The sequence below is a fragment of the Xaviernesmea rhizosphaerae genome (assembly GCF_001938945.1).
GTDB lineage: Bacteria > Pseudomonadota > Alphaproteobacteria > Rhizobiales > Rhizobiaceae > Xaviernesmea > Xaviernesmea rhizosphaerae.
The window spans coordinates 1-26,036 of sequence record NZ_MKIO01000038.1; the positions used below are offsets into that span (position 1 = coordinate 1).

Annotated in this window: 20 protein-coding genes; 13 read left to right on the forward strand and 7 right to left on the reverse strand. The window is 65.2% G+C overall.

Annotated features, from left to right (window positions below; all coding sequences use genetic code 11):
• Nucleotides 1-85 precede the first annotated feature (85 nt).
• Nucleotides 86-1,306, reverse strand: a complete 1,221-nt coding sequence (locus tag BJF92_RS17395) for a UbiH/UbiF family hydroxylase (RefSeq protein ID WP_075636032.1) — start codon at nt 1,304-1,306, stop codon at nt 86-88.
• A 333-nt stretch (nt 1,307-1,639) separates the two neighbouring features.
• Here BJF92_RS17395 and pcsA point away from each other — a divergent pair, with 333 nt between their 5' ends.
• The 13 genes from pcsA (at nt 1,640) to BJF92_RS17460 (ending at nt 17,756) form a co-directional block, all read left to right on the forward strand.
• Nucleotides 1,640-2,371 carry a phosphatidylcholine synthase gene (gene pcsA, locus BJF92_RS17400; RefSeq protein ID WP_075636033.1) on the forward strand — a complete coding sequence of 244 codons (732 nt, stop codon included), beginning with the start codon at nt 1,640-1,642 and terminating at the stop codon, nt 2,369-2,371.
• Between the two features lie 206 nt (nt 2,372-2,577).
• Nucleotides 2,578-3,555, forward strand: a complete 978-nt coding sequence (locus tag BJF92_RS17405) for a quinone oxidoreductase family protein (protein WP_075636034.1) — start codon at nt 2,578-2,580, stop codon at nt 3,553-3,555.
• Nucleotides 3,556-3,669: 114 nt separating this feature from the next.
• Nucleotides 3,670-5,232 (forward strand): ABC transporter ATP-binding protein, encoded by a 1,563-nt coding sequence (locus BJF92_RS17410; protein ID WP_075636035.1) that lies wholly within the window; start codon nt 3,670-3,672, stop codon nt 5,230-5,232.
• On the forward strand, nt 5,222-6,301 hold the full coding sequence (locus tag BJF92_RS17415) for an ABC transporter permease (protein ID WP_075636036.1): 1,080 nt from the start codon (nt 5,222-5,224) through the stop codon (nt 6,299-6,301). The genes BJF92_RS17410 and BJF92_RS17415 overlap by 11 nt, the downstream gene beginning before the upstream one ends.
• 5 nt (nt 6,302-6,306) lie before the next feature.
• Nucleotides 6,307-7,227 (forward strand): ABC transporter permease, encoded by a 921-nt coding sequence (locus tag BJF92_RS17420; RefSeq protein WP_075636037.1) that lies wholly within the window; start codon nt 6,307-6,309, stop codon nt 7,225-7,227.
• Between the two features lie 61 nt (nt 7,228-7,288).
• A complete protein-coding gene (locus tag BJF92_RS17425) occupies nt 7,289-8,362 on the forward strand; it encodes a BMP family ABC transporter substrate-binding protein (protein ID WP_075636038.1) in 1,074 nt (357 codons plus the stop codon).
• 297 nt (nt 8,363-8,659) lie between these two features.
• Nucleotides 8,660-10,291, forward strand: coding sequence for an alkaline phosphatase PhoX (locus tag BJF92_RS17430; RefSeq protein WP_075636039.1), 1,632 nt, complete (start codon nt 8,660-8,662; stop codon nt 10,289-10,291).
• Between the two features lie 291 nt (nt 10,292-10,582).
• Nucleotides 10,583-11,545, forward strand: coding sequence for a galactofuranose ABC transporter, galactofuranose-binding protein YtfQ (gene ytfQ / locus BJF92_RS17435; protein ID WP_075636040.1), 963 nt, complete (start codon nt 10,583-10,585; stop codon nt 11,543-11,545).
• A gap of 217 nt (nt 11,546-11,762) precedes the next feature.
• Complete coding sequence (gene ytfR, locus BJF92_RS17440; protein WP_075636041.1) at nt 11,763-13,277, forward strand: galactofuranose ABC transporter, ATP-binding protein YtfR; 1,515 nt, start codon at nt 11,763-11,765, stop codon at nt 13,275-13,277.
• Nucleotides 13,274-14,353, forward strand: a complete 1,080-nt coding sequence (locus BJF92_RS17445) for an ABC transporter permease (protein ID WP_143524077.1) — start codon at nt 13,274-13,276, stop codon at nt 14,351-14,353. Before ytfR ends, BJF92_RS17445 begins: the two co-directional genes overlap by 4 nt.
• Nucleotides 14,350-15,330, forward strand: coding sequence for a galactofuranose ABC transporter, permease protein YjfF (yjfF, locus tag BJF92_RS17450; protein WP_075636042.1), 981 nt, complete (start codon nt 14,350-14,352; stop codon nt 15,328-15,330). Before BJF92_RS17445 ends, yjfF begins: the two co-directional genes overlap by 4 nt.
• Nucleotide 15,331: 1 nt before the next feature.
• Nucleotides 15,332-16,093: a FadR/GntR family transcriptional regulator gene (locus tag BJF92_RS17455; RefSeq protein ID WP_075636043.1), complete on the forward strand. Its 762-nt coding sequence runs from the start codon at nt 15,332-15,334 to the stop codon at nt 16,091-16,093.
• A 373-nt stretch (nt 16,094-16,466) separates the two neighbouring features.
• Nucleotides 16,467-17,756, forward strand: a complete 1,290-nt coding sequence (locus BJF92_RS17460; protein WP_075636044.1) for a hemolysin family protein — start codon at nt 16,467-16,469, stop codon at nt 17,754-17,756.
• A 369-nt stretch (nt 17,757-18,125) separates the two neighbouring features.
• On the opposite strand, the gene BJF92_RS17465 is transcribed toward BJF92_RS17460, so the two are convergent.
• The 6 genes from BJF92_RS17465 to BJF92_RS17490 form a co-directional block, all read right to left on the reverse strand.
• Complete coding sequence (locus tag BJF92_RS17465) at nt 18,126-19,343, reverse strand: molybdopterin molybdotransferase MoeA (RefSeq protein WP_075636045.1); 1,218 nt, start codon at nt 19,341-19,343, stop codon at nt 18,126-18,128.
• A complete protein-coding gene (gene moaC, locus BJF92_RS17470) occupies nt 19,343-19,834 on the reverse strand; it encodes a cyclic pyranopterin monophosphate synthase MoaC (protein WP_075636046.1) in 492 nt (163 codons plus the stop codon). The genes BJF92_RS17465 and moaC overlap by 1 nt, the downstream gene beginning before the upstream one ends.
• Before the next feature lie 155 nt (nt 19,835-19,989).
• A complete protein-coding gene (gene trpC, locus BJF92_RS17475; protein ID WP_075636047.1) occupies nt 19,990-20,802 on the reverse strand; it encodes an indole-3-glycerol phosphate synthase TrpC in 813 nt (270 codons plus the stop codon).
• Between the two features lie 3 nt (nt 20,803-20,805).
• Nucleotides 20,806-21,846, reverse strand: coding sequence for an anthranilate phosphoribosyltransferase (gene trpD, locus BJF92_RS17480; protein ID WP_075636159.1), 1,041 nt, complete (start codon nt 21,844-21,846; stop codon nt 20,806-20,808).
• Between the two features lie 31 nt (nt 21,847-21,877).
• The gene (locus BJF92_RS17485; protein ID WP_075636160.1) at nt 21,878-23,764 is read right to left on the reverse strand and encodes a peptidylprolyl isomerase; all 1,887 of its coding nucleotides are present in this window, start codon (nt 23,762-23,764) and stop codon (nt 21,878-21,880) included.
• Nucleotides 23,765-23,907: 143 nt separating this feature from the next.
• On the reverse strand, nt 23,908-25,662 hold the full coding sequence (locus BJF92_RS17490; protein ID WP_075636161.1) for a hypothetical protein: 1,755 nt from the start codon (nt 25,660-25,662) through the stop codon (nt 23,908-23,910).
• Nucleotides 25,663-26,036 lie beyond the last annotated feature (374 nt).

Below are 26,036 nucleotides of genomic sequence, written 5' to 3' on the forward strand. Positions count from 1 at the left end.
AAAACACATCACTCATCACGGTCTCCTTTCCGAAACCGTGAATCACATCTCAAACCAAATTAATAGGTCCTGAGCCTAGGCCTCGTCACAGACCACCGGCCTCCGGCCGGCGGAACGTCCCCGGCTTCAGGCTGTCGACAAGCGCGCTGATGGCGCTGCCCGGATGCACGCCTTCGCGCATCAAGAGATTGCGCAGGATGCCGGTGGAGGACAGCGCCTGCAGCCCGCCCGCCCGCGCGAGCTGGACAGGCAGGAAATCGGAGAGCAGCGAGCGGTTGAGAAGATCGACGCTCAGGGTGCGGGTCGCGACATCCAGCCGCCGACGCGCAGCATAGCGCTCGCCGAAATCCCGCGCGATCGGTCCGCCCGTGCCGAGCATCTCCACCACGGTCGCGACATCGCGCAGGCTGAGATTGAGCCCCTGCGCGCCGATCGGCGGAAAGGCATGGGCCGCCTCGCCGACGAGCACGATACGGCCCCGGCCGACGCGCTCGGCCGACATGCCCGAGAGAGGAAACGCCTGGGGCAGTCCCTCGACCATGACCTTGCCGAGCAGCGATTCCATACCGTCCTCGACGGCGCGCGACAGGGCTTCGGGCGCCATGGCGATCAAGGCATTGGCCTTTTCGGGCTTGCGCACCCAGACGAGGCTTGAGCGCAGGCCCGGCAGCGGCACCTGGGTGAAAGGACCTTCCGCCGTGTGGAATTCGGTGGAGATCGACTGGTGCGGCAGTTCATGAACGAAGGTCAGCACCACGGCGGTCTGCGGATAGGACCAGGTTCGAGCCTCGATCCCGGCCGCCTTGCGCGCTTTCGAGCCGCGCCCGTCCGCACCCACGATCAGCCTTGTGGCGAGCCGCGTGCCGTCGCCGAGCACCAGACGATGGCCTTCCTGGGTCTCCTCGATGCTCTCCACCACGGTGGGCAAGCGCAGGATATCAGGCGTTTCGGCGATGCGCGCCTCCAGCCGTTCGAGCATGGCGGCGTTCGGCATGTTGTAGCCGAAGGCAGGCAGTTCGATATCGGCGGCGTGAAAGGTGACCGTCGGCGCGCGCAACAGGCGGCCCGTGGCATCGACGATGCGCATGGTGGACAGTGGCGCGGCGAGATCGGCCAGCCCATCCTCCCACAGGCCGAGGCGGCGGACGAAATCGATCGAGCGGTCCATCAGCGCCGTGGTGCGGCCATCGGCAGCGGCGGGCTCCGGACCGACCAGCGCGACGCGGCGGCCCGCGGCCGCCAGCCCCAGGGCGGCCAGCGCACCGGCCAGCCCGGCCCCCACCACCGCGATCTCGACATCCTGCATCGGTCTGATCCTTCTCCTGCATAGCGCGCCGATGTGTGACGCATCATCCGGACCTTACTTAAGCGCGGCACCTCGCGCCGCCAAGGCGCGATCATGCCGCAGGGGCGGGCAGGGCGGGCGAAGGCGCCGCCGTCCACAAGGCAGCGGGGCGGAGCCGGCCGCCGGCCGCGCTTTTTGCTGGCGGCTGCCGTTAAAGGATGCATAGTAGCCCGGAGTTGACCGATGACAGATCATGGACACGGCGTTTTGCGCCGAATGATGAAAAAACATGCACGCGACCGGTAGGTCCGACGTCCGCCATGAAGGACGGGTGAAGGGGCAAGGCATCTGCCGATGAAGTTTTTCAATTACCGCCGCGTTCCCTATGCGGAAATCCGCGCATTCTCCGTGCATGTGCTGACGGCCTCAGGCTCGTTCCTTGCCTTTCTCGGCGTGGTCGCCGCGGCGGAACACCGTTTCGTCGATATGTTCTGGTGGCTTGGGCTCGCGCTCGCCGTCGATGGCATTGACGGGCCGATCGCCCGCAAGGTGCGCGTGAAGGAAGTGCTGCCCAACTGGTCGGGCGACACGCTCGACAATGTGATCGACTATGTCACCTATGTTCTGCTGCCGGCCTTCGCGCTCTATCAGAGCGGGATGATCGGCGAGCCCTGGTCCTTCTTCGCTGCCGGCGCGATCGTCGTGTCGAGCGCGATCTATTATGCCGATATGGGCATGAAGACCGACGAATATTTCTTCTCGGGCTTCCCCGTGGTCTGGAACATGGTGGTCTTCACGCTCTTCGTCACCCATGCCAGCGAGCTCGCCGCCTCGATCGTCGTCTTCGTTTCCGTCCTGCTCACCTTCATGCCGATCAACTTCCTGCATCCGGTGCGGGTGAAGCGCTTGCGCGGGCTGAACCTGACGGTCTTCGCCGCCTGGTCGGCCTTGAGCATCTATGCGCTGCTGCTGCATTTCCAGAGCCCGGACTGGGTGATCGCCGGCGTGGTCGCCACCGGGCTTTATCTCTATTGCATCGGCTTCATTCTGCAGATCTTTCCGCGCCTCGGGAGAGCGACCGGTTGAGGACCGGACATGGTCGCGCCCAGCGTTCGGCGGTTGGCAAAGATCCTTTCGAGTTTTAGGGACTTGCCTTGATCTTCCGAGAGATTGAGGCAGGCTCGCGCAACGCATAAAGGGCGCTGCCGGAGCGGCCAGTGGGGGAGCCTTGCGAAAACCTCCCACCGGCTGCGTGCGCGGCGTCGCAACCCGTCAGAGCGAAGAGGTGTTCCATGCCGCAGGCAATCGTCATCCGCGAACTCGGTGGTCCCGAGGTCCTCAAGCTTGAAGGCACGACGCTTTCGCCGCCCGGCCCGGGCGAGGTGCAGATTCGCCAGGTCGCGATCGGCGTGAATTTCATCGACGTCTATTTCCGCACCGGGCTCTACAAATCCGCTGCCGGGCTGCCCTTCATTCCGGGCAAGGAAGGTGCGGGGATCGTCACTGCCGTCGGCGCGGGCGTCCTCAATGTCTCGGTCGGCGACCGCGTCGCCTATGCCACCTCCGACGGCGCCTATGCCAGCGAGCGTAATGTCGAGGCCTCCCAGCTGATCGTGGTGCCCGACGACGTCCCGCTGGAAACGGCGGCGGCGATGATGCTGAAGGGCATGACGGCGCAATATCTCCTGAACCAGACCTACAAGGTCGGCCCCGGCACCACGCTTCTCTTCCATGCCGCGGCCGGCGGCGTCGGGCTGATCGCCGGCCAGTGGGCCAAGGCGCTGGGCGCGACCGTGATCGGCACGGCCGGCTCGCCCGAGAAGATCGCGCTGGCGCTCGACCATGGCTACGATCATGTGATCGACTACCGCAACGACGATTTCGTCGCCCGCGTCGAGGAGATCACCGGCGGCCGCAGGGTCGATGTCGTCTATGATTCGGTCGGCAAGGACACGTTCCCGGCCTCGCTCGACTGCCTCAAGCCGCGCGGCCTGTTCGTCACCTTCGGCAATTCCTCCGGCCCGGTCGAAGGCGTCAATCTCGGCATCCTCGCGCAGAAGGGGTCGCTCTATGTGACCCGTCCCACGCTCTATAGCTATACCGCCTCGCGCGCGGCGCTGGAGGCGTGTGCAAACTCGCTCTTTGATGTTGTGCGCAGCAACAAAGTGCGTATCAATATCAACCAGACCTATGCGCTCGCCGATGCACCACAAGCGCATAAGGATCTCGAAGAACGAAAAACGAGTGGAACAACATTGCTGATTCCGTGACGGTGCGCGGGCTCGATCGGGGACGGTTTTCAGGCTGTTCCCGGACCATGCCCGTGGAAACAGGCGCCTGGGGCTGGCCCTTCCGCGCGGGGAATCGGAGAAAAAGGGGAAGGCGTGCCGGTCTCGGGAGTTTCCGCTGACGCGACAGTTCTGTCTGTGCGACAACTGACCAAACTGTTCGGATCCTTTGCCGCCTGCAACGGCATCGATCTCGATATCAAACCAGGCGAAATCCATGCACTTCTCGGCGAGAACGGCGCCGGCAAGTCCACCCTGGTCAAGATGCTGTTCGGCGTGCTCGCGCCGACCTCCGGCACCATCCTGTGGAACGGCCAGACCGTGCGCATCGCCAGCCCCGCCGCCGCGCGCAAGCTCGGCATCGGCATGGTTTTCCAGCATTTCTCGCTGTTCGAGGCGCTGACGGTGGCCGAGAACATCGCGCTCTCGCTCGATGACAAGCTGCCGCTCGCCCAGATCGCCGCGCGCGCCTCAGAGCTGTCCCATGCCTATGGCCTGCCGCTCGACCCGCATGCCCATGTGGCCGATCTCTCGGTCGGCGAGCGCCAGCGCATCGAGATCGTGCGCGCTCTGCTGCAAAACCCGCAGCTGATCATTCTCGACGAGCCGACCTCGGTGCTGACGCCGCAGGAGGCCGACCGGCTGTTCGAGACCCTGTTCAAGCTCAGGGCCGAGGGGCGTTCGGTTCTCTATATCAGCCACAGGCTGGAAGAGGTGCAGCGCATCTGCGACCGCGCCACCGTGCTGCGCCATGGCAAGGTGACGGGCGCCTGCGATCCGCGCCAGGAGACGCCGGCGTCGCTCGCGCGGATGATGGTGGGCGCCGAGGTCGCGCATGTCTCGGCCGCGGGAACCACCACCCGCGGAGAGGTGCTGCTCGAGGCGCGCCATCTCTCCGCCGCCGCCCGCACACCCTTCGCCGTCGCTTTGAAAAACGTCTGTCTCAAGGTGCGCGCCGGCGAGGTGCTGGCCATCGCCGGCGTCGCCGGCAACGGGCAGGGGGAATTGTTCGATGCGCTGTCGGGCGAATATCCGGTCGAGGAAGCGCAGACCGTCCAGTTGCGCGGCAAGGCGGTCGGGCGCAGCGGCATCAATGACCGCCGCTCGATGGGCGCTGGCTTCGTGCCGGAAGAGCGTCATGGCCATGCCGCCGTCTCCGCCCTGCCGCTCTCGGACAATCTGGTGCTGGCGCGCTACTGGTCCGACCGCAAGGCTTTCCTCTCAGGGCCGCTCGGACTGATCCGCTCCGGCGCGGTCAAGGCGGCGGCCAAGCGGATCTGCGTAGAGATGGACGTGCGCAAGAGCGGCGAGGATCCCGCTGCCGGCTCGCTGTCAGGCGGCAATCTGCAGAAATTCATCGTCGGCCGCGAGCTCGACCGGCAGCCGTCGGTGCTTGTTGTCAACCAGCCGACCTGGGGCGTGGATGCCGGCGCGGCCAGCCGCATCCGCCAGGCGCTGGTCGATCTGGCGAAGTCAGGTTCGGCCGTGCTGGTCATCAGCCAGGATCTCGACGAGATCTTCGAGGTGGCGAGCGAGATCGCCGTCATCAGCGAGGGGCGGCTGTCGGACGCCTATCCGGCGGGCGAACTGACGCGCGAGAAGATCGGGCTGCTGATGGGCGGCCTCTACGGCAAGACGGAGGGCGCCCATGCGCATTGAACTGGAAAAGCGGGCGCGTCCCTCGCAGCTCCATTCGCTGCTCTCGCCGATCATCGCGCTGTTGCTGACGCTCGTGACCGGGGCGATCCTGTTTGCGGCGCTTGGCCAGGATCCGGTGCGTGCGCTCTATGTGCTGTTCATCGGCCCGCTCACCGAGGTCTGGTCGCTGCATGAGCTGGCCGTGAAGTCGGCGCCGCTGATCATGATCGGCGTCGGTCTGTCGGTCTGCTATCGCTGCAACAACTGGAACATCGGCGCGGAAGGGCAGCTGGTCGCCGGCGCGATCACCGGCTCGATCATCCCCGTGCTGTTCAACGACTGGCATTCGCCGCTGGTGCTGCCGCTGATGCTCGTCATGGGCATGGTCGGCGGCGCGCTCTATGCGGCAATCCCCGCCTTTCTCAAGGCGCAGACCAACACCAACGAGATCCTGACCAGCCTGATGCTGGTCTATGTCGCCGAGCTGTTTCTTGACTGGCTGGTGCGCGGGCCCTGGCGCGATCCGCAGGGATTCAATTTTCCGGTCACCAAGCAGTTCCAGCCGGAAGGCATCCTGCCGGAGCTTTTGGACTCCGGCCGCGCCAATCTCGGCATCGTCTTCGCCATTCTTGCCGCTCTCGCTGTCTGGTTCATGATGCGTTTCACGCTCAAGGGCTTCGAGATCAAGGTGCTCGGCGCCTCCGAGCGGGCTGGGCGCTTCGCCGGCTTCTCGCGCAAGGGCATGATCTGGTTCTCGATGATGCTTTCCGGCGCGCTGGCAGGGCTGGCTGGCATCTGCGAGGTCTCGGGCGTCATCAACAAGCTGCAGCCGGAAATCTCGCCCGGCTATGGCTTCACCGCGATCATCGTCGCCTTCCTGGGGCGGCTCAATCCGCTGGGCGTGATCGTGGCGGGCCTGGTGCTGGGGCTGACCTATCTGGGCGGCGAGGGGGCGCAGATCGAGCTCGGCCTGTCCGACAAGGTGGTGCGCGTGTTCCAGGGCATGCTGCTGTTCTTCGTACTCGCCTGCGATACGCTCGCCATCTACCGCGTGCGGCTGTCGCTGGCGCCCGCGGCCAAGGAGGCCTGATCGTCATGGGCATTTTTGAAAGCATCCTCCTGACGATCGCGACCGCCGCCACGCCGCTGCTGATCGCCGCGATCGGCGAGCTTGTGGTTGAGCGCTCCGGCGTGCTTAATCTCGGCGTGGAAGGCATGATGGTGATGGGCGCGGTCTGCGGCTTCGCCGGGGCCAGCCTGTCCGGCTCTCCCTGGATCGGCCTTGTCGCCGGCGTGGCGGCGGGTGCGGTCTTCTCCCAGCTCTTCGCGGTGCTGACGCTTTCCATCGCCACCAACCAGGTGGCGACGGGCCTGTCGCTGACTTTGCTCGGGCTCGGCCTTTCCGGCATGATCGGCGAGCCCTTTGTCGGCGAGGCCGGCTCCAAGCTGCCGAACCTGTTCATTCCCGGCCTGTCGGAGCTGCCGCTGGTCGGCCGGCTGATCTTCGGCCAGGACCCGATCTTCTATCTCTCGGTGATCCTGACTGTGGGGACCGCATGGTTCCTGTTCCGCACACGCACCGGGCTGACGCTGCGCTCGATCGGCGACAATCCCGCCTCCGCCCATACGCTCGGCATTCCGGTGATCCGCTATCGCTATCTCGCCGTGCTGTTCGGCGGGGCCTGCGCGGGGCTCGCCGGCGCGCATCTCTCGCTGGTCTACACGCCGCAATGGGTGGAAAACATGACGGCCGGGCGCGGCTGGATCGCGCTGGCGCTGGTGGTCTTCGCCTCCTGGCGGCCGGCGCGCGTGGCGGCCGGAGCCTATCTGTTCGGCGGTGTCACCATCGGCCAGATCCATGCCCAGGCGCTGGGCTTCGGCATCCCGTCGCAGTTCCTGTCCGCGCTTCCCTATCTTGCCACCGTCGTCGTTCTGGTGATGATGTCCCGCAACAAGCGGCTGATGATGGTCAACACCCCGGCGTCGCTCGGCCGGCCCTTCGTGCCGGACCGCTGATGCCGGACCCGAAACACGTCCAAAAAGACTTCACGGATCAAACCCTCGAGAGGAATCAAGCATGAAAAAGCTGATCATTGGTCTTGCGGTCGCGCTCGCCGCATCCACGGCCGCCGTCTCCGCGCACGCTGCAGACAAGACCAAGGCCTGCTTCGTCTATCTCGGCCCGAAGACGGATGGCGGCTGGACGCAGGCCCATGATGTCGGCCGGCAATATGTCGAGAAGGAGCTCGGCGACAAGGTCGAGACCGCCTATGTCGAAAACGTTCCGGAAGGCCCGGACTCCGAGCGCGTGATCGAGCGTCTCGCCCGCTCGGGCTGCTCGATCGTCTTCACCACCTCCTTCGGCTATATGGACCCGACCCTGAAGGTGGCCAAGAAGTTCCCGAAGGTGAAGTTCGAGCACGCTACCGGCTTCAAGACCGCCGAGAACGTGACGACCTACAATTCGCGCTTCTACGAAGGCCGCTACATCATCGGCCAGATCGCCGCGAAGATGTCGAAGACGGGCGTGGCCGGCTATATCGCCTCTGTGCCGATCCCGGAAGTGGTCATGGGCATCAACGCCTTCGAGCAGGGCGCGAAGTCGGTCAATCCGAACTTCAAGATGAAGGTCGTCTGGGTCAATACCTGGCACGATGCCGGCAAGGAAGCCGATGCCGCCAAGGCGCTGATCGACCAGGGCGTCGACATCCTGACCCAGCACACCGATTCGGCGGCACCCATGCAGATCGCCGAAGAGCGCGGCATCCATGCCTTCGGCCAAGCCTTCGACCAGATCAAGGCCGGCCCCAAGGCGCAGCTGACGGCAATCGAGGACACCTGGGGTCCCTATTACGTCAAGCGCATCAAGATGGTGATGGACGGCACCTGGAAGGGCGGCGAGTCCTCCTGGGATGGTCTGAAGGACGGCATCCTGACCATGGCGCCCTACACCAACATGCCCGACGACGTGAAGAAGATGGCCGAGGACACCGAGGCCAAGATCAAGTCCGGCGCGATCCATCCCTTCACCGGCCCGATCAAGAAGCAGGACGGCAGCGTCTGGCTGAAGGACGGCGAGAAGGCTGACGATGGCACGCTGCTCGGCATGAACTTCTACGTCGAAGGCGTGGACGACAAGCTGCCGCAATAAGCGGACACACTCCGTCCCGCTCAGGACGCAGGACAGACCAGACAGTTTCGCCGGCCGGTTCCCTTTGGGACCGGCCGGTTTTCGTTGAGAGAGGCTTCAGGGGGCCGATCGCGCGTTATCGTAAAGATCCGGAGCGCCGGACCACGCATGATTTTCCTGCTTCTCCTGGAAGACCGACTCGGCTGAGCCGGGTCAGCGCACGGAAACGGGTCGAATCCACGGTCACGGATGGTTCACGAAAGTGTCATCGCAAGTTGATAGCGCATCGGCGTAGCGACCATCTCCCCGGAGGATCCCATGTCCAAGCTTCTCGTTTCGACCGCTCTTGCAGCCGGTCTCTTCGCCGCGCTCTGTCCCGCCATGGCGGCAGATGCCGCCCATCCGACCCATGTCGCCAAGGCCGTCGAAAAGGTCGAGGGCCAGTCGGCCGAAAGCGTTCTCTCGCCGGAGCTGGCGCAGGTTCCCGTCGCCAAGGGCGCGATGAAACTGGATGGCGCCACCGGCATCTTCCATTCCTACGGCTATCAGGGCGATGGCCCGCTGGTTCCGGCCGCCGGCGACCAGCAGAGCAAGACGCATGATGTCGAAGCCGTGAAGACCGAGCCCGACAAGAACACCTATCTGGTTCTCGAGGGACAGAAGGGCGCCGATCCGGCCTATAATTATGGCACGCATTTCCTCTTCCAGGGCCATGAGTCGGCCGTGAAGGTGGATGGCAAGTCGCATGGCTATTTCACCCGCATCAATCTTGACGCCGACGAAGCCCATCGCGTGACGCTGATGGCGACGCAGGATGTCGACGGCCAGCCGCTGCAGACCTATGACGGCTCCACCTGGAACCCCTTCACCAAGCAGCTGCTGCTGACCGCCGAAAACGGCAAGGAAGGCGGCGTCTGGATCGCCACGCCGGACTATCCCTCTAAGGTGACGACGCTGCACGGCGTCTTCGGCCATGCCTCTTACGAAGGCGTGCAGGTCGACAAGGATGGCAATATCTGGCTGGTCGAGGATGCCGGCGGCAAGACCTCCAAGACGATCGAAAAGGCCAAGCAGCCGAACTCCTTCGTCTACCGCTTCGTGCCGAAGGACAAGACCGACCTGTCCAAGGGCGGCAAGCTGCAGGCGCTGCAGTACATGGCCGCTGATGGCACCCCCGTCACCTTCCATGCCGACGACCTCGACGGCGACGTCAAGGCTGCCGGCCTGAAGGAACTGCATACCGCTGGCCAGGTCATGAAGGCCAAGTTCATCACCATCCACGACACGGACAAGGATGGCACCGAGCCCTTCATCGCCTATGAGCGCGCCCGCGCAGCCGGTGCCTCGCCGCTGAAGCGCCCGGAAAACGGCCTGTTCCGTCCCGGCAAGGACTTTACCGAATTCTACTTCACCGAAACCGGCGACACCAATGTCAAGACCGGCGCCGGCCGCGAATTCGGCGGCTTCGGCGCGGTCATGAAGATCAAGGTCGCCAATCCCTCGGCTGACGAGGCCGAACTGTCGACCGTCTTCCTCGGCGACGTCGCCCATTCCGGCGTCGACAACATGGCGTTCTGGGACGGCGACACCATCGCCGTCGTCGAGGATGATGGCGACACCGCGCACACCCAGCGCAAGGCGCTCGACAGCGGCTATCTGATCGATCTGAAGACGGACTATGCCAAGGGTGCGGAGCCGGTGCGCTTCCTCGCCGAGGGACGCGATCCCTCCGCCACGATCGACAGCGCGTTGAGCGAAAAGGCCGAGGAAACCGGCTTCAAGAACGACGGCGACAACGAGATCACCGGCATCCACGTCTCCGACGGCAATGCGACGATCGAAGGCCTGCTCGGCGTCAAGGTGCCGACGCCCTTGGCCAATGGCTGGCGCGTGTTCTACACCCAGCAGCATGGCGACAACATCACCTATGAGATCGTTGCCAAGCACTGATCGCTGGTTGATAGCCGGTACCCGATAAAACGCCCTCATCGCCGCGCATCCTCCGGGGTGCGCGGCTTTCATTTGTCTTTACGCATATTTGAATGAAATTTGAAAAATTCCCTCCATCCTGCTGTTTTCCTATAGAATTTCGTCGGAGGCCAGGAGCCGGCCATCCACCGGTCCCGTTCATTTTTTCCCCTGGTCATTCCGCACCGGCGGGCATTTTCCGTCTTTACAATAGTATTATTGTATGATTATTTGACTCCAGCTGTTGAGGAGCAGCTTTTTGGGAGATATATCATGATGTTGAAGACTGCACTTGCCAGTGCCACGGTTCTGGCTGCCTGCCTGTTCGGCTCCGCTCACGCTGCGGACATGACGGTCGGTTTCTCGCAGATCGGCTCGGAATCAGGCTGGCGCGCGGCGGAAACCACGCTGACGAAGCAGCAGGCGGAAAAGCGCGGCATTGACCTCAAGTTCGCCGATGCGCAGCAGAAGCAGGAAAACCAGATCAAGGCCGTTCGTTCGTTCATCGCCCAGGGCGTGGATGCGATCCTGATCGCGCCTGTGGTTGCCACCGGCTGGGACGAGGTTCTGACCGAAGCCAAGGATGCCAAGATTCCGGTGATCCTGCTCGACCGCACGGTCGATGCGCCGAAGGATCTCTACATGACCGCCGTCACCTCCGACCTGGTGCATGAGGGCAATGTCGCCGGCAAATGGCTGGTCGACACCGTCGCCGGCAAGCCGTGCAACGTCGTCGAGCTGCAGGGCACCACCGGGTCTTCTCCCGCCATCGACCGAAAAAAGGGCTTCGAGCAGGCGCTCAAGGGGCATGACAACCTCAAGATCGTCCGCAGCCAGACCGGCGACTTCACCCGCACCAAGGGCAAGGAAGTCATGGAAAGCTTCCTGAAGGCCGAAGGCGGCGGCAAGAACATCTGCGCGCTCTATGCCCATAATGACGACATGGCCGTCGGCGCCATCCAGGCGATCAAGGAAGCCGGGCTGAAGCCGGGCAAGGACATCCTGGTCGTGTCGATCGACGCGGTTCCGGACATCTTCCAGGCCATGGCCGCCGGTGAGGCCAATGCCACCGTGGAACTGACGCCGAACATGGCCGGCCCGGCCTTCGACGCGCTTGCCGCCTACAAGAAGGACGGCACCATGCCGCCCAAGTGGATCCAGACGGAATCCAAGCTCTACACCCAGAAGGACGACCCGAAGGCCGTCTACGAGCAGAAGAAGGGTCTCGGCTACTAAGCCGTCCTCCCGGACCGGTGGCGGCACTCGTGAAGGGTGCCGCCATCGCCCCGGCCTTGAAAAGCCGTTGCTGCGTCTGATGCTCCGCTCTCGCAGGGCCGGCCTGTCCTCACAGGCTTTTCTCGCGCATCGGCGCTTTTTACGTGCGGCCGCGGCCGCGCATGGTTTCCGCCGCCCAGGACGGACAGTTCCAGCATCAGTTTGAAGGACCTATGCGATGCCCGCATCCGCCGTCCTCTCCGCCACCGGCATCGTCAAGACCTTTCCGGGCGCACGCGCGCTCGACGGGGTCGATTTCGAGCTGCGCCGCGGCGAGGTTCATGCTTTGCTAGGCGAAAACGGCGCCGGCAAATCCACCCTGATCAAATGCCTGACCGGCGCCTATCGCCGCGACGGCGGGCGCGTGGAGCTCGATGGTGCGCCGATCGATCCGCGCGATCCGCTTGACGCGCAGAAGCTCGGGATCGGCACCGTCTATCAGGAAGTGAACCTCCTGCCCAATCTCTCCGTGGCGGAAAATCTCTATCTCGGCCGCCAGCCCCGCCGCTTCGGCTTCGTCGCCCCCCGGGAGATGAACCGGCGGGCGCGGGCGCTGCTCTCGGCCTACGAGATGGACATCGACGTCACCGCCGCGCTGTCGAGCTATTCGGTCGCTGTCCAGCAGGTTATCGCCATCGCCCGCGCCGTGGATCTCTCGGGCAAGGTGCTTATTCTCGATGAGCCGACCGCCAGCCTCGATGCGCAGGAGGTGCGCATGCTGTTCCGCATCGTGCGCGATCTGCAGGCGCGCGGGCTCGGCATCGTCTTCATCACCCATTTCTTCGAGCAGGTCTACGCCATCTCCAACCGCATCACCGTCCTGCGCAACGGGCGGCTGGTCGGCACGCGCGAGACCGAATCGCTGCCGCGCAAGGATCTCGTCACCATGATGCTCGGCCACGAGCTGCATGCCGCCGAGCAAGCGGGCGAAACGAAGGCTGAATCCTCCGGCCCTGTGCGCTACGCGTTTCATGGGCTGGGCAAGGCCGGCCGGGTCAAGCCCTTCGACCTGGAGATCCGCCAGGGCGAGGTGGTCGGCATGGCTGGCCTTCTCGGCTCCGGCCGCACGGAAACCGCCGAGCTTCTCTTCGGCGTCGAGACCGCCGATAGCGGCACGGCCGAATGCGAGGGCCGGCGCCTGAGTCTGAGCTCACCGCGCGCCGCCATTGCCCAGGGCTTCGGCTTCTGTCCAGAGGACCGCAAGGTCGATGGCATCATCGGCGATCTCTCCGTGCGCGAAAACATCGCGCTGGCGCTGCAGGCGCGACGCGGCTGGATGCGTCCGCTCTCGCGCAAGGAGCAGGATGCGCTGGCCGACCGCTATATCAAGGCGCTGGATATCCGCACCACCGACCGGGAAAAGCCGATCCGGCTTCTGTCGGGCGGCAACCAGCAGAAGGCCATCCTGGCGCGCTGGCTGGCGACCAATCCGGATTTTCTCATTCTCGACGAGCCCACGCGCGGCATCGATGTCGGCGCCCATGCCGAAATCATCCGCCTGATCGAAAGCCTCTGCGCCCAGGGGATGTCGCTGCTCGTCATCTCTTCCGAGCTGGACGAGCTGGTGGCCTATAGCAGCCGCGTCATCGTGCTGCGCGACCGCGAGCATGTGGCCGAGCTGGTGGGCGGGGATGTGTCCACCGAAAACATCGTCGAGGCAATCGCCGGGCAGGAGAGGAGGCGCGCATCATGAGCGGCGCAAAGGCTTTGGGCAGGCGGCTCCTGCCGCAATGTGTGGCGCTCGCCGCCATCCTCATTCTCATCTGGTTCAATTTTCCGGGCTTCTTCGCCATCGAAATGCAGAATGGCCGTCTCTATGGCAGCCTGATCGACGTGATGAACCGTGGTGCGCCCGTGGCGCTCCTGGCCGTCGGCATGACGCTGGTCATCGCCACGCGCGGGATCGATCTTTCCGTCGGTGCGGTCATGGCCATCTGCGGCGCGGTCGCTGCGGCTTCCAGCGTGCGCGGCGACCCGCTGGCGGTCACGCTCGTCATGAGCCTCGGCATCGGTCTGCTCTGCGGGCTGTGGAACGGCGTGCTTGTCGCCATCCTGAACATCCAACCGATCGTGGCCACACTCGTGCTGATGGTGGCCGGACGCGGCATTGCCCAGCTGATCACCGAAGGGGCAATCCTCACCTTCAACGATCCGGGGCTGATCTTCATCGGCAGCGGCAGTCTTTTCGGCCTGCCCATGCCTGTCGTCCTCTGGCTGGTCTTCGGCATTGCCGTTGCGCTGATCATCCGGCGCACCGCGCTGGGCCTGCTGATCGAGGCGACAGGCGTCAACCGCCGGGCCGCGACCCTGTCGGGCATCCAGGCGCCGGCCTTCCTGATCATGGCCTATGTGCTGTCGGGCCTGTGCGCGGCGCTTGCGGGACTGATCGTCACCGCCGATATTCGCGGCGCGGATGCCAACAATGCCGGCCTCTGGCTGGAGCTCGACGCCATTCTCGCCGTCGTGGTCGGCGGCAATTCGCTGCTCGGCGGACGCTTCAGCATCATCGCCTCGCTGATCGGCGCCATGATCATTCAGGCGGTCAATACCGGCATCCTGCTGTCCGGCTTTCCGCCGGAGTTCAACCTGATCATCAAGGCGGCGATCATCGTTCTCATCCTGCTGATCCAGTCGCCGCGCCTGTCGCATCTGGCCGCCTTCGTCCGCCCGGCCGGGCCGGCCGCGCCGGCCCAGGGCAAATCCGTCGCCGGTGGCGCCTCAGCCGGCGACGCCCGCGATATCAAGAAGCTGGAGCGGACCGCATCATGAACGCCAAGACCCTTCCGCTGATCGCAACCCTGGTGATCTTCATCGCAGCCTTCGCGATCTGCACCCTGCAATATCCGACCATGCTGTCCACCCGCGTGATCGGCAATCTCCTGACCGACAACGCCTTTCTCGGCATTGCCGCCGTCGGCATGACCTTCGTGATCCTCTCCGGCGGCATCGATCTGTCGATCGGTTCGGTCATCGCCTTCACCAGCGTGTTCCTCGCGGTCATGCTGGAAGGCACGAGCATCCACCCACTCCTGGCCTTCGTGCTGGCGCTGGCGATCACCACGGCCTTCGGCGCGCTGATGGGGGCAATCATCCATTTTCTGGAAATGCCGCCTTTCATCGTCACGCTCGCCGGCATGTTCCTGGCGCGCGGAATGGCTTTCGTGCTGTCGATCGACTCCATCCCGATCCGTCATCCCTTCTATGCCACGCTGAAGAGCGCCTATTGGGTCATGCCCGGCGGCGGGCGGCTGACGCTGATCGGCGGCGCCATGCTTCTGGTCTTCCTCGCCGGCATCATCATCGCCCAGCGCACCCGCTTCGGCACCAATGTCTATGCGCTGGGCGGCGGCGCCCATACGGCGGCGCTGATGGGCGTGCCGGTGGGACGTACCACGATCGGCATCTATGCGCTGTCGGGCTTCGTTGCGGGTCTATCCGGAATCGCTTATTCTCTCTATACCTCAGCTGGCTATTCACTGGCGACGGTCGGCGTCGAGCTGGACGCGATCGCGGCCGTGGTGATCGGCGGAACGCTGCTGACGGGCGGCGCCGGCTTTGTCGGGGGAACGCTGATCGGCGTGTTGATCCAGGGCCTGATCCAGACCTACATCACCTTTGACGGCACGCTGTCGAGCTGGTGGACGAAGATCCTGATCGGCGGCTTGCTGTTTGCCTTCATTCTGCTGCAGAAGGGCATCCTGTCCCTGTCCAGCGGCCGGCGCAGATTGACCATGAAAGGCGCATGACGTGAGCAAAGGGCTCCTGGAAACGGTGATCAGCGGCGAGGCGACGCGCACGAGCCACGGTCAGGTGGTGCTGGCGCTCGGCCAGGCCATCGTTTCCGGGGAGTATCCCGTCGGGTCGATCCTGCCGGGGGATGCGGAGCTCGCTTTGCGCTTCAAGGTCTCGCGCACGGTGCTGCGCGAGGCGATGAAGACGCTCGCGGCCAAGGGACTCATCGTCGCCCGCGCCCGTATCGGCACGCGGGTCACGCCGCGCGCCTCCTGGAACCTCTTCGACGGCGATGTGCTGACCTGGCATTTCCACGCCGGCATCGACGAGGAGTTCCTGCGCCATCTGCGCGAAGTGCGCCTTGCCTTTGAGCCCCATGCCGCGGCCCTTGCCGCCCAGAACGCGACGGAAGCCGAGATCAGCAACATGATGCGGCTGGCCGTGGCCATGGGCGATCCCAACCACACCGCCTCCTCGCTTGCCAATGCCGATCTGAAATTCCATCTCGCCGTGGCCGATGCCTCGGGCAATCCCTTCATGCGCACCGTGGGCAGCCTGATCGAAACGGCGCTGGCCAGCGTCTTCAAGCTCAGCTCGCCGGCTTCGGGCCGCGAGCGCATCGATGAGGTCGCCCGCTCGCATATCCGCATCGTCGAGGAGATCAGCCGGCGCGACGAGGCGGGTGCGCGTCTGGCGATGGAGGATGTCATCCGCGTCGGCCATGACCGGGTCCATCGCGCCATCGCAGCCGCGCCGGAGATTTTGCCTGCGAGCTAGGGTCACGACCCTAGAGGATCGGACCGAAAAGCGGGAACCGGTTTCCCGTCCGCTCCTCAAGAGCTGCCGCCGAACCCGTTGCCGGTTTTGCGAGGAAGATCCGCGATAGAGCGCGGAGTTTGAGCGTGGAAAGCGGGTCTTTGGGATCGCAACCCCTTTGCAGTAGCGTGGCGAGCGCGGGCTTCCACAGGAGGAAGAAGATTCTCGTGGTCGGAAAACACAGCAACCACGGGGTGTTGGCGGGAATTGGACACGGACCTTTCACGCTTTGCCGCTTGCTGGCCTTGCCCCGCCGGCCTATGTGATGCGACATTGTCGCCGGCCGGCCATCGCTCCTTTCGGGGGATAGGCCGGCGATTGTCGCCGAGGATCTATGTCCGAACTTTTCGTTATTTTTCTTCTTCTCCTGGTCAATGCCTTTTTCGCCATGTCCGAAATGGCGATCGTTTCCGCAAGTCGGCCGCTGCTGCGGCAGATGGCCCGTCAGGGCAATGCGCGCGCCGAGCTGGCGCTGGCGCTTGCCGAGGACCCGGGCCGCTTCCTGTCGACCGTTCAGGTCGGCATCACGCTCGTCGGCACGCTCGCCGGCGCCTATGGCGGCGCCACCATCGCCGACCAGCTCGCCCCCGTGCTGAACGACATTCCCTGGATCGCGCCCTATGGCAGCCCGGTCGCCGTGGCGCTGGTCGTCTCACTGATCACCTATCTCTCGGTCGTCATCGGCGAGCTGATCCCGAAGCAGCTGGCGCTGAAGAATTCGGAAGCCGTGGCGATGTTCGTCGCCCGGCCGATGTCCGTCCTGTCGCGGATCGTCTCGCCTGTCGTCTATCTCTTCGAGGGGTCGGCCGGCCTGTTCCTGCGCCTGGTTGGCGCCAAGGAAGACAAGGACGCGGTGACCGAGGAAGAGGTGCAGGCGATCATGGCCGAGGGCGTCGAAAGCGGCGCCATCGAGAAGTCCGAGCATGAAATGCTGCGCCGGATCATCCGTCTGGGCGACCGCAATGTGAAGACCATCATGACGCATCGCACCGAGGTGCAGTTCATCGATGTCGATGACAGCCTGGAGGAGGTCCGCGCCAAGATCTCGCAGAGCGCCCATTCGCGCTATCCCGTGATGGACATGGCGACGGGCGAGGTGCTGGGCGCCGTCCTGGTCAAGGAGCTTCTGAACAGCCCGGTGGCCGCCGGCGGCTTTTCGGTGAAGACCTTCGTGCGCGAGTTGCACACCCTGCCGGAGACAGCCTCCTGCCTGAAGGCGCTGGAGGCCTTCAAGTCCTCGCGCATCAACATGGCGATCATCGTCGACGAATATGGCAGCATCGAAGGCATTCTGACGCTGGCCGATATTCTCGAAGCCATCGTCGGTGTGCTGCCGTCCAACTACGACGATGTCGAGCATGCGCTGATCCGCGAGCGCGAGGATGGCTCCTATCTGGTCGATGGCCGTACGCCGATCGACGAGATTATCCTGACCTTCGGCATCGACGAGATCGAGACGGATGGTCGCTACGAGACCATCGCCGGTTTCCTGGTGCAGGAACTGCGCAAGACGCCGGAAGAGGGCGACGTGACCGAAGCCTTTGGCTACCGCTTCGAGGTGGTCGACATGGACAGCCGGCGCATCGACAAGATCCTGGTCTCGCGGGTCGATCCAGTGGCCTGACCCGCTTGCGCTTTCGATGTCAGACAGCGCCGCCCCAAACAGGCGGCGTTTTGCTTTGTGGGGATGTGTTTCCTGTAAAGCGGCTGGAGAGCCGAAGTTCTTTCGCAGCGCCGCAGACGACCACCTCGGATAGCTGCAATGCAATAAGATCCGGAAAAACAAAAAGGCCGGGACATGCCCGACCTTTTCTTCACCTGCAAACGAAGCGGCTGCTAGTTCATCCGTAGTCAGCCTGTTCGACAACAGTATCTCGTTGAAGCCATGGATAAAGACTTAACGTGACGAGCATGTGACGCAAAACTTGCGCGAGGCTGATCTCTTCGTTCTTCGGGGCATTCGCGCTGACGGGACAGGATCGCGGCGCTGTTCTTATACCGGGCGCAGCATCAGGATCGGGCAGGGGTCGCCGGCTGCGAGCGCGGGGGCGCCGACGGGGCGCACGATCAGCGCGTCGGAGGCGGCGAAGACGCGCATCATCGAGCTGTCCTGGCGGGCGAAGGGATGGGCCAGCAGGCGGCCCTGATCATCGCGGGTGAGCCGCGCCCGCACATAGTCCTGCCGCGTGTCATTGGCCGGCAGAGGCTCCGCCAGCAGCGCCTCACCCGCGCGCGCGGGCGGGCTGCGGCGGGCGAGAAGGGCAACGAGCGGCTCCAGGAACAGGAGCGCGCAGACGAGGCTTGAGACAGGATTGCCCGGCAGGCCAAGCACCGGCATGCCTTCGAGACGGCCGACCATCAGCGGCTTGCCGGGGCGCATGGCGATCTTCCAGAAATCCAGCTCCATGCCGAGCGCCAGCAGCGAGGACTGGACGAGATCATGGTCGCCGACCGAGGCACCGCCGAGCGTCACCAGCACATCGGCACCGGCCTGACGGGCGCGGGCCACGGCCTCGGCGATCGCGTCGGCGCGATCCGGCACCAGGCCAAGGTCCAGCACCTCCGCGCCATTCTCGCGCGCGAGCGCCGCCACGCCGAAGGCGTTGGAGGCGACGATCTGGTCCGGCCCGGGGGTCTCGCCCGGCGCGACCAGTTCGTCGCCCGTCGACAGGATCGCCACGCGCGGCGGAGCGAAGACCGGCAGGCGCGGGCGGTTCATGCCGGCGGCCAGCGTCAGGCGGCCGGCATCGAGCCGCTCACCGGCAAAGAGCAGCGTCTCTCCTTCCTTGAAATCCTGTCCGCGCGGGCGGATATGGCGGCCCTTGGCGGGTGTGAAGCGGGTGCGGATGCGCTGCGCGTCCAGAGCCTCGGCGTCTTCCTGCATCAGCACCGTATCCGCGCCCTCCGGCAGCGGCGCGCCGGTGAAGATCCGCACCGTCTGGAACGGGGCGACGCGGCCGGAAAAACCACGGCCGGCCGCCGATTCGCCGATCACCGTCAGCTCCACCGCGCCGGCCGCGATGTCCTCGTGTCTCAGGGCGTAACCGTCCATGGCCGAATTGTCGAAGGCCGGAAAGGTGACGCAAGCCGTCACATCCTCAGCCAGAACCAGCCCCTGCGCCTCGGCCAGCGGCTTTTCCACGATGCGCGCGATCGGCTTGGCCAGAGCCAGCAGGCGGGCAATGGCCTCGTCGACAGGAAGCAGCGCCATCAGCCTCGCCCCTTCGCGCGAAAATCACCGGAGGCGCCGCCGCTCTTTTCCAGGAGGCGGATGCCGCCGATCTCCATTTCGCGGTCCAGCGCCTTGGCCATGTCGTAGATCGTCAGGCAGGCGACGCTTGCCGCCGTCAGCGCCTCCATCTCCACGCCCGTGCGCCCCTCGACCCGCGCCAGCGTCTCGACGCGCAAGCCGGGCAGCGTCTCATCCGGCGTGATCTCGACCGAGATCTTCGACAGCATCAGGGGATGGCAGAGCGGGATCAGCGCCGCGGTCTGCTTGGCGGCCATGATGCCGGCAATCCGCGCCGTGGCGATCACATCGCCCTTTTTGGCATTGCCGGCGCGGATGGCGGCGAGCGTGTCCGGCGCCATGCGCACATGGCCCTCGGCAATGGCGGTGCGCACCGTCTCAGCTTTGTTGCCGACATCGACCATATGCGCCGCGCCCGAACTGTCGATATGGGTCAGAGTGCCTTCGGCCATATTGGCTCCTTCTCGGATCACAGGAGGTCTCGTCGACACAGAGTACGCGGATCACGCGCACGCCATCGCCTGCCGCTCATTCTCCGACGCGCGCCGTCCGACCCCGGGGGGCACGCGCCGGACAGCACAGCGCTGGTCCGCGGCTTCGTGGGCCCTCAGGCCACGGCCGAGGACTCTTCGCCCGTCAGCAGCGCACGGGTTGCCGCAGTCACGTCGGCCTTGCGCATCAGGCTTTCGCCCACGAGGAATGTAGAGATGCCGGCCGTCTTCAGCGTCAGGCAGTCGGCATGGGTGAAGATGCCGCTTTCGCCCACCAGCAGCCGGTCCTCCGGCACCATCGGCGCGAGCTTCGTGCTGAGGCCGATATCGACCTCGAAGGTCTTCAGATTGCGGTTGTTGATGCCGACGAGCGGCGAGGCGAGCGTGAGCGCGCGCTCCATCTCCTGCGCATCATGCACTTCGATCAGCACGTCCATGCCCAGAGACATGGCGGTCTCTTCCAGCCGGCGGGCGGTGTCGTCATCGAGCGAGGCCATGATCAGGAGAATACAGTCCGCGCCCCAGGCGCGCGCCTCATAGACCTGATAGGGCTCGAACATGAAGTCCTTGCGCAGGGCCGGCAACGAGCAGGCGGCGCGGGCGGCGGTCAGGAATTCCGGCGCGCCCTGAAAGCTCGGGCGGTCGGTCAGCACGGAAAGACAAGCGGCACCGCCGGCCTCATAGGCGCGCGCCAGCGCCGGCGGATCGAAATCCGGCCGAATCAGCCCCTTGGACGGGCTCGCCTTCTTGATCTCGGCGATCAGGCCGAAGAGACCCTCGGCCTGCTTCGCCTTCAAGGCGGCATGGAAGCCGCGCGGGGCCGGCTGGTCGGCGGCGGCCGCCTTGACCTCGGCCAGCGGCCTTGCGACTTGCGCCTCGGCAATTTCCTGGCGCTTATAGGCTTCGATGCGGGTGAGAATATCGCTCATGGATCAGGCCTCCTCGGCAAGATTGGAGGTGGCGACCAGCCGGTCGAGCGCCCGGCGCGTGCCGCCATCGGCGAGCGACTGGCGGGCCAGCCGCATGCCATCGCCAAGCGTCTCAGCCCGGCCGGCGATCACCAGCGCAGCGGCGGCATTGGCGAGCGCCACGTCGCGATAGGGGTTTTCCGCGCCGTCGATCACGGCGGTCAGCGCTGCGGCATTGTGCGCGCCGTCGCCGCCCTTCAGGGCCTCGAGCGAGACAGCCGACAGGCCGAAATCCGCCGGCGTCAGGGTGAAGCTGCGCAGCTTTCCGTCTTCCAGCGCCACCACCTGCGTTTCGCCCGTGGTGGTGATTTCATCAAGCCCGCTGCCATGGACGACCCAGATGCGCTCCGCGCCGAGATCGCGCAGGACCTCGGCCAGCGGCATAACCCATTGCGGCGCGAAGACGCCGAGCAGCTGGCGCCGGGCGCCGGCCGGATTGGCGAGCGGGCCGAGCAGATTGAAGATCGTGCGCGTGCCCAGCTCCACCCGGCTCGGGCCGACATGGCGCATGGCAGGATGGTGCTGCTGGGCGAACATGAAGCCGACGCCGGCCTCGGCAATACAGCGCGCGATCAGAGCGGGCCCAATATCGAGCTTGACGCCGAGGCAGGAGAGGGCGTCGGCCGTGCCGGATTTCGAGCTCAGCGCCTTATTGCCGTGCTTGGCCACGGGCACGCCGGCGCCGGCCGTGATCAGCGCGGCGAGCGTCGAGATATTGTAGGTGCCATGGCCGTCGCCGCCGGTGCCGACGATGTCCACGGCATCGGCCGGCGCCTCGACGGTCAGCATGCGCGCGCGCATGGAGCCGACGGCGCCCACGATTTCGTCCACCGTCTCGCCGCGCACCCTCAGCGCCATCAGGAAGCCGCCGATCTGCGAGGGCGTGGCGGCGCCGGACATGATGATCTCGAAGGCCGCGCGGGCATCGTCGCGGGCGAGCGCCGCGCCCGTGGCGACCTTGGCGATGAAGGGCTTCAGGTCGGCGGCCGGTTTCGGATCAGACATCGGATTCGCGTGGGACATGGGCCTTCGCTCCTCAGGGCAGCATCGCCTGCTGGGCGAGCTCGCGGTTGATGCTGACGCCGTAGCGTGTCTGCAGGTCGGCAACCATCTGGTCGAGAATGTCGTCGCCGCTGGCCTGGGCGAGCGCATTGATCTGACGGTCGTCATTATCCAGCGCATCGCCCGCGGAATGGCCGACCTCGGTGACCTTGAGCAGCACCTGTCCTTCGCCATCCACGCCCGGCGCGGCGGCGACATGGCCGTTCGGACCGGCAAAGGCGGCGGCCACGGCCGAAGGGCTCAGGCTGGCATCGACGCTGCCGCGCTTCAGCCCGGTCTTGGTCTCGACCGCCAGGCCCAGCTCGGCGGCGATGGCAGCAAGCGTTTCGCCCTTCTCGACACGGGCCTTCAGCTCGCCGGCGCGGGCGGCGAGCGCATTGTGCTGCTGCTCGGCCGTCCAGTCGGCCACCACGCGCTCGCGCGCCTCGTCCAGGGTGCGGTCGCGCGCGGGCATGACGTTCTCGACATCGAACCAGACATAGCCCTCGCGGCCGAGCTGGATCGGCAGCGCGTTGACGCCGGCATCGGTCTTGAACACCTCCTGCACGAAGCTCGGCGCCGGCGGCAGGGTGGCGATCTTCTGCCCTTCGGCATCATTGCCCTGGGCATCGATGGCGTCGAGGGTGACCGGCTTCAGGTTCAGCTGCTCGGCCGCCTGGGTCAGCGTAGCGCCGCCCGAGCGCAGATCCTCGAAACGGTCATGCAGCGCGGTGATTTCCTCGGCGGCCTTGCCCAGCGCCAGATCGCGGCGAAGCTCGTCCTTCACCTCGTCGAAGCTGCGCGTTGCCCCCGGCTGGATCGTAGCCACGCGCAGGATCACAGGGCCGAACTGGCCATCGACCACGGGCGTAGCACCACCAGCGGCGGACACTGCGAAGGCGGCCTCGGCCAGCTTCTGGTCCGGCATGGCGGATTTGGTGAAGCTGCCCAGGCGGATATCGGCGGCGGTGCGGCCGCGCTCGCTGACGATCTGGTCGAAGCTCGTGCCGGCGGCAAGCTTGGCAGCGGCCGCGTCGGCCTCGGCGCGCGAGGGGAAGGCCAGCTGATCGATCACCCGCGTCTCGGCCGTGGTGAAGCTCGCCTTGCGGCGCTCATACTCGGCGCGCACCTCGTCATCCGTCACCTTGGAGGGATCGGCGATATCGGCCGGCTCCAGCTTGACGAAGCTGACCTTGCGCATCTCGGGCGCGCGGTAATTGGCCTTGTGACTGTCGAACCAGGGGCCGAGAACCTCATCGGACGGCGCCTTGACCGGATCGATATTGGCGTTCGACAGGAGGATATAGTCGATCGTACGGGTCTCGTCGCGATAGGCCTTCAGCGCATCGATGAGCACCTTGGGCGGCTGGAAGCCATCGGACACGGCCTCCACCACCTGCGAGCGGACCGCCACCTGGCTGCGATTGTTGATGTAATCCACCTCGCGCAGGCCGGCATTGCGCAGCACGGCGGAGAAGACGGTGCGGTCGAACTGGCCGTTGACGCCGCGGAAGGCGGGATCCTGCGAGATCAGCACGGCGAGGCGGTCCTTCGACAGGCCGAGACCCATATCGCGCGAGAGCTGGTCGAGCGCGGCACCGGCCACGAGCTGCGAATAGACCTGGTTCTCGATGCCGAAGGCGCGGGCCTGCTCGCGGCTCAGCCGCATGCCGAACTGGCGCGAGATCTGCGCCACCTGCCGCTCATAGGCCAGCCGGAAATCGGCGGCCGAAACGGTGACGTCGCCGACGGTGACCACGGCATTCGAACTGCGGCTTTGGAAAGAGGAGGAGACGCCCCAGACGCCGAAGGAAATGACGAGGAGGATCAGAAGGCCCTTGAAAACCCAGGTCTGGGCGCCTCTGCGCAGCGATTCGAGCATGAACGACACACCTTCAAAGAAATTCGCGGCCACGTCTGCGGCCGAACGTTCCTTAGAGCAATGTGACCGTGAAATGAAGGAGGAAAACCGGCAAATGCCGCCGTTGTCTCGGGCTTTTGACCGGGCCTTCCCGCCGCTGCGCCTCAGCGCGCCATCAGCGCCTTGCGCACGAAGCCCTCGAAACAAGGCGTGATCTGCACGCGCTCGTGAGTCGCGTCCAAGAGCGGCTGGTAGAGCTTGAACAGTGCCAGCCGGGTGATGCCGACGGGGCAGGTCGGGTAGAGCGCGAGGTCGACATCGGCGACGGCCGCCTTCACCCTGTCATTGGGCGGCGGCACCGCGCGGAAGGGATCGGCGCCGATGGCGATCGCATGCGGCGCGCTGCGGTCCATCAGATAGGGAAAGGGATTGGTGAAATCGATGTTCATGATCGTCTTGAACCGGATGCCGTGCTGGGCCTCGAAGGCCTCCACGCCTGAGATCGCCCGGTCGACATTCTGCAGCCAGGTGATCTGGTAGTCGAAATCGCTGAACATCAGGAAGGAGGAAAGCTCACCGTTCTCCGAGATATCCTGAAAGGTGTCGCGATGGGCGACATAGGCCGCATTCATGCGCTCGGCCCGCAGGAAGAAGAAGGGACGGGCCGACACCGCCGCCATGGTCTTCAGATGCGTCGCCTCCAGCCGCTCGTTCTGGAAGGCGCCGAGATAGGCGCGGGCGGAGCGCTCGACGACGCGCACCGCCAGCGGCAGGCAGATGGCGAGGCCGGCGAGCGCCACCACCGCGAAGCGGGCCGTATTGCCGAACATCGCCCTGGATTCGATCAGGATCATCAAAACCAGCGGGAAGAAGAAGATGAAGGCCTGGCTGCCGGTGTTCTGGCTTTCGAAGATCAGGCCGGCCAGCGTGAAGGCGCCGAGCCAGATCGCCGGATGATCGAAGATGCGGGCGAGCGCCTCCAAGGACGGGCGCCTGACCGCTGAGCCGATGGCGCCGAAGAAGGCACGGCCGGTGAAGGCGAGGAGCGCGAGCGCGAGCACGATGGCGGAAAACACCGCGCCGAAATTCAGCGAGGCCGCCTGAAGCAACCGCTGGACCAGCCCGCCCTCGTTGATCTCCACCAGCGAGAGAATGTCGGCGGCATAGGCGGAGACGAGGCCGAGCGAGAGTTCCAGCGCGGCGATAACGCCGAAGAACAGGAGGCCGGCGATCAGCGCGGCGCGCAGTGGCAGGCGGCCTGCCAGAAAGGCGGCAAGGCACATCACCGTTCCCGCGACCGCGCCAGTGACCTTGACGAAGAGCAGCGCCAGCATGGTCAGACCGACGGCGGCGGCAAGCCGGCGGGGTCCACGCATGAAGCAGAGCGCGGCCGCCAGCACATACATCAGCTGGCAGATCTGCCTGTTATAGATGCCAAAGCCATCCGATCCCGGATAGGGGAAGAAATCGCCGCCCGTGTTGAAGGGCAGGAGCGAGAACAGGAGAAAGGGCACCAGCAGCGCCCAGGCGACAGAGCGCGACCGCTTCTGCACATCGAACAGCACCAGCCCCATCAGCGGGGCGCTGACGAGCAGCACCGACCAGCTGGCGATCAGCAGCGGATGGCCGTTCGGAAAGGCCGAAAGCACGATGCGGAAGAGATAATAGCCGAGCGCGCCGACGGGCGCGAAGAAATCCAGCGAAGGAATCTGGCCATCAGAGATGCGGTTGGCCGCATCGATATAGACATAGGTGTCGAAGAACATCGCCCCGATCGGCAGCGTGATCGTGTGCAGAAGCAGCAGCGGCAGGGCCGCGATCGCCAGAACCAGCAGGAGCAGCGGCGAGAAGAAGCCGGCCTTGCGGCTTTCCTTGCGTCCCTGGAAGCGCGGGTGGCGGGCGATGTCGTGCAGAGCCATCATGCTCTCCTTGCAGAAGAACGGCAGCGCGGGCAGGGTGCCCGCCAAGGTTGCGGTTTCGCGGGCGACGCCCTTGCGCCGCCGGTCCGATCCCCGGATCGTCGCAGCGCTTTCGGGTGTCGATGAAGATCATCCTGTCCGCAGCGCTAGCAGATTCCCGTTGGAAGCGTGTTAACACAGGCGGCCAAACGCGCCTTGGCGAGGCGTGCGCAGAAAAGCGGTTCCCACTTTTGCGCGACATGCTTTAAGAGACGTCAAAGACGGAGGTGCGAACCTCCCGGCCGCTTATACCAAGTGTCGATGATAGGAACCTATAGGACAGGCTTTCCGGGTTTTCTGGCTAGGAGAGGTTCGCAGATCGATGCCACTGCATC

Coding starts and splice junctions, on each gene's coding strand:
- BJF92_RS17395 (WP_075636032.1), bottom strand. CDS start 1,306: ATGCAGGATGTCGAGATCGCGGTGGTGGGGGCCGGGCTGGCCGGTGCG.
- pcsA (WP_075636033.1), top strand. CDS start 1,640: ATGAAGTTTTTCAATTACCGCCGCGTTCCCTATGCGGAAATCCGCGCA.
- BJF92_RS17405 (WP_075636034.1), top strand. CDS start 2,578: ATGCCGCAGGCAATCGTCATCCGCGAACTCGGTGGTCCCGAGGTCCTC.
- BJF92_RS17415 (WP_075636036.1), top strand. CDS start 5,222: ATGCGCATTGAACTGGAAAAGCGGGCGCGTCCCTCGCAGCTCCATTCG.
- BJF92_RS17420 (WP_075636037.1), top strand. CDS start 6,307: ATGGGCATTTTTGAAAGCATCCTCCTGACGATCGCGACCGCCGCCACG.
- BJF92_RS17425 (WP_075636038.1), top strand. CDS start 7,289: ATGAAAAAGCTGATCATTGGTCTTGCGGTCGCGCTCGCCGCATCCACG.
- BJF92_RS17430 (WP_075636039.1), top strand. CDS start 8,660: ATGTCCAAGCTTCTCGTTTCGACCGCTCTTGCAGCCGGTCTCTTCGCC.
- ytfQ (WP_075636040.1), top strand. CDS start 10,583: ATGATGTTGAAGACTGCACTTGCCAGTGCCACGGTTCTGGCTGCCTGC.
- ytfR (WP_075636041.1), top strand. CDS start 11,763: ATGCCCGCATCCGCCGTCCTCTCCGCCACCGGCATCGTCAAGACCTTT.
- BJF92_RS17445 (WP_143524077.1), top strand. CDS start 13,274: ATGAGCGGCGCAAAGGCTTTGGGCAGGCGGCTCCTGCCGCAATGTGTG.
- yjfF (WP_075636042.1), top strand. CDS start 14,350: ATGAACGCCAAGACCCTTCCGCTGATCGCAACCCTGGTGATCTTCATC.
- BJF92_RS17460 (WP_075636044.1), top strand. CDS start 16,467: ATGTCCGAACTTTTCGTTATTTTTCTTCTTCTCCTGGTCAATGCCTTT.
- BJF92_RS17465 (WP_075636045.1), bottom strand. CDS start 19,343: ATGGCGCTGCTTCCTGTCGACGAGGCCATTGCCCGCCTGCTGGCTCTG.
- moaC (WP_075636046.1), bottom strand. CDS start 19,834: ATGGCCGAAGGCACTCTGACCCATATCGACAGTTCGGGCGCGGCGCAT.
- trpC (WP_075636047.1), bottom strand. CDS start 20,802: ATGAGCGATATTCTCACCCGCATCGAAGCCTATAAGCGCCAGGAAATT.
- trpD (WP_075636159.1), bottom strand. CDS start 21,846: ATGTCTGATCCGAAACCGGCCGCCGACCTGAAGCCCTTCATCGCCAAG.
- BJF92_RS17485 (WP_075636160.1), bottom strand. CDS start 23,764: ATGCTCGAATCGCTGCGCAGAGGCGCCCAGACCTGGGTTTTCAAGGGC.
- BJF92_RS17490 (WP_075636161.1), bottom strand. CDS start 25,662: ATGGCTCTGCACGACATCGCCCGCCACCCGCGCTTCCAGGGACGCAAG.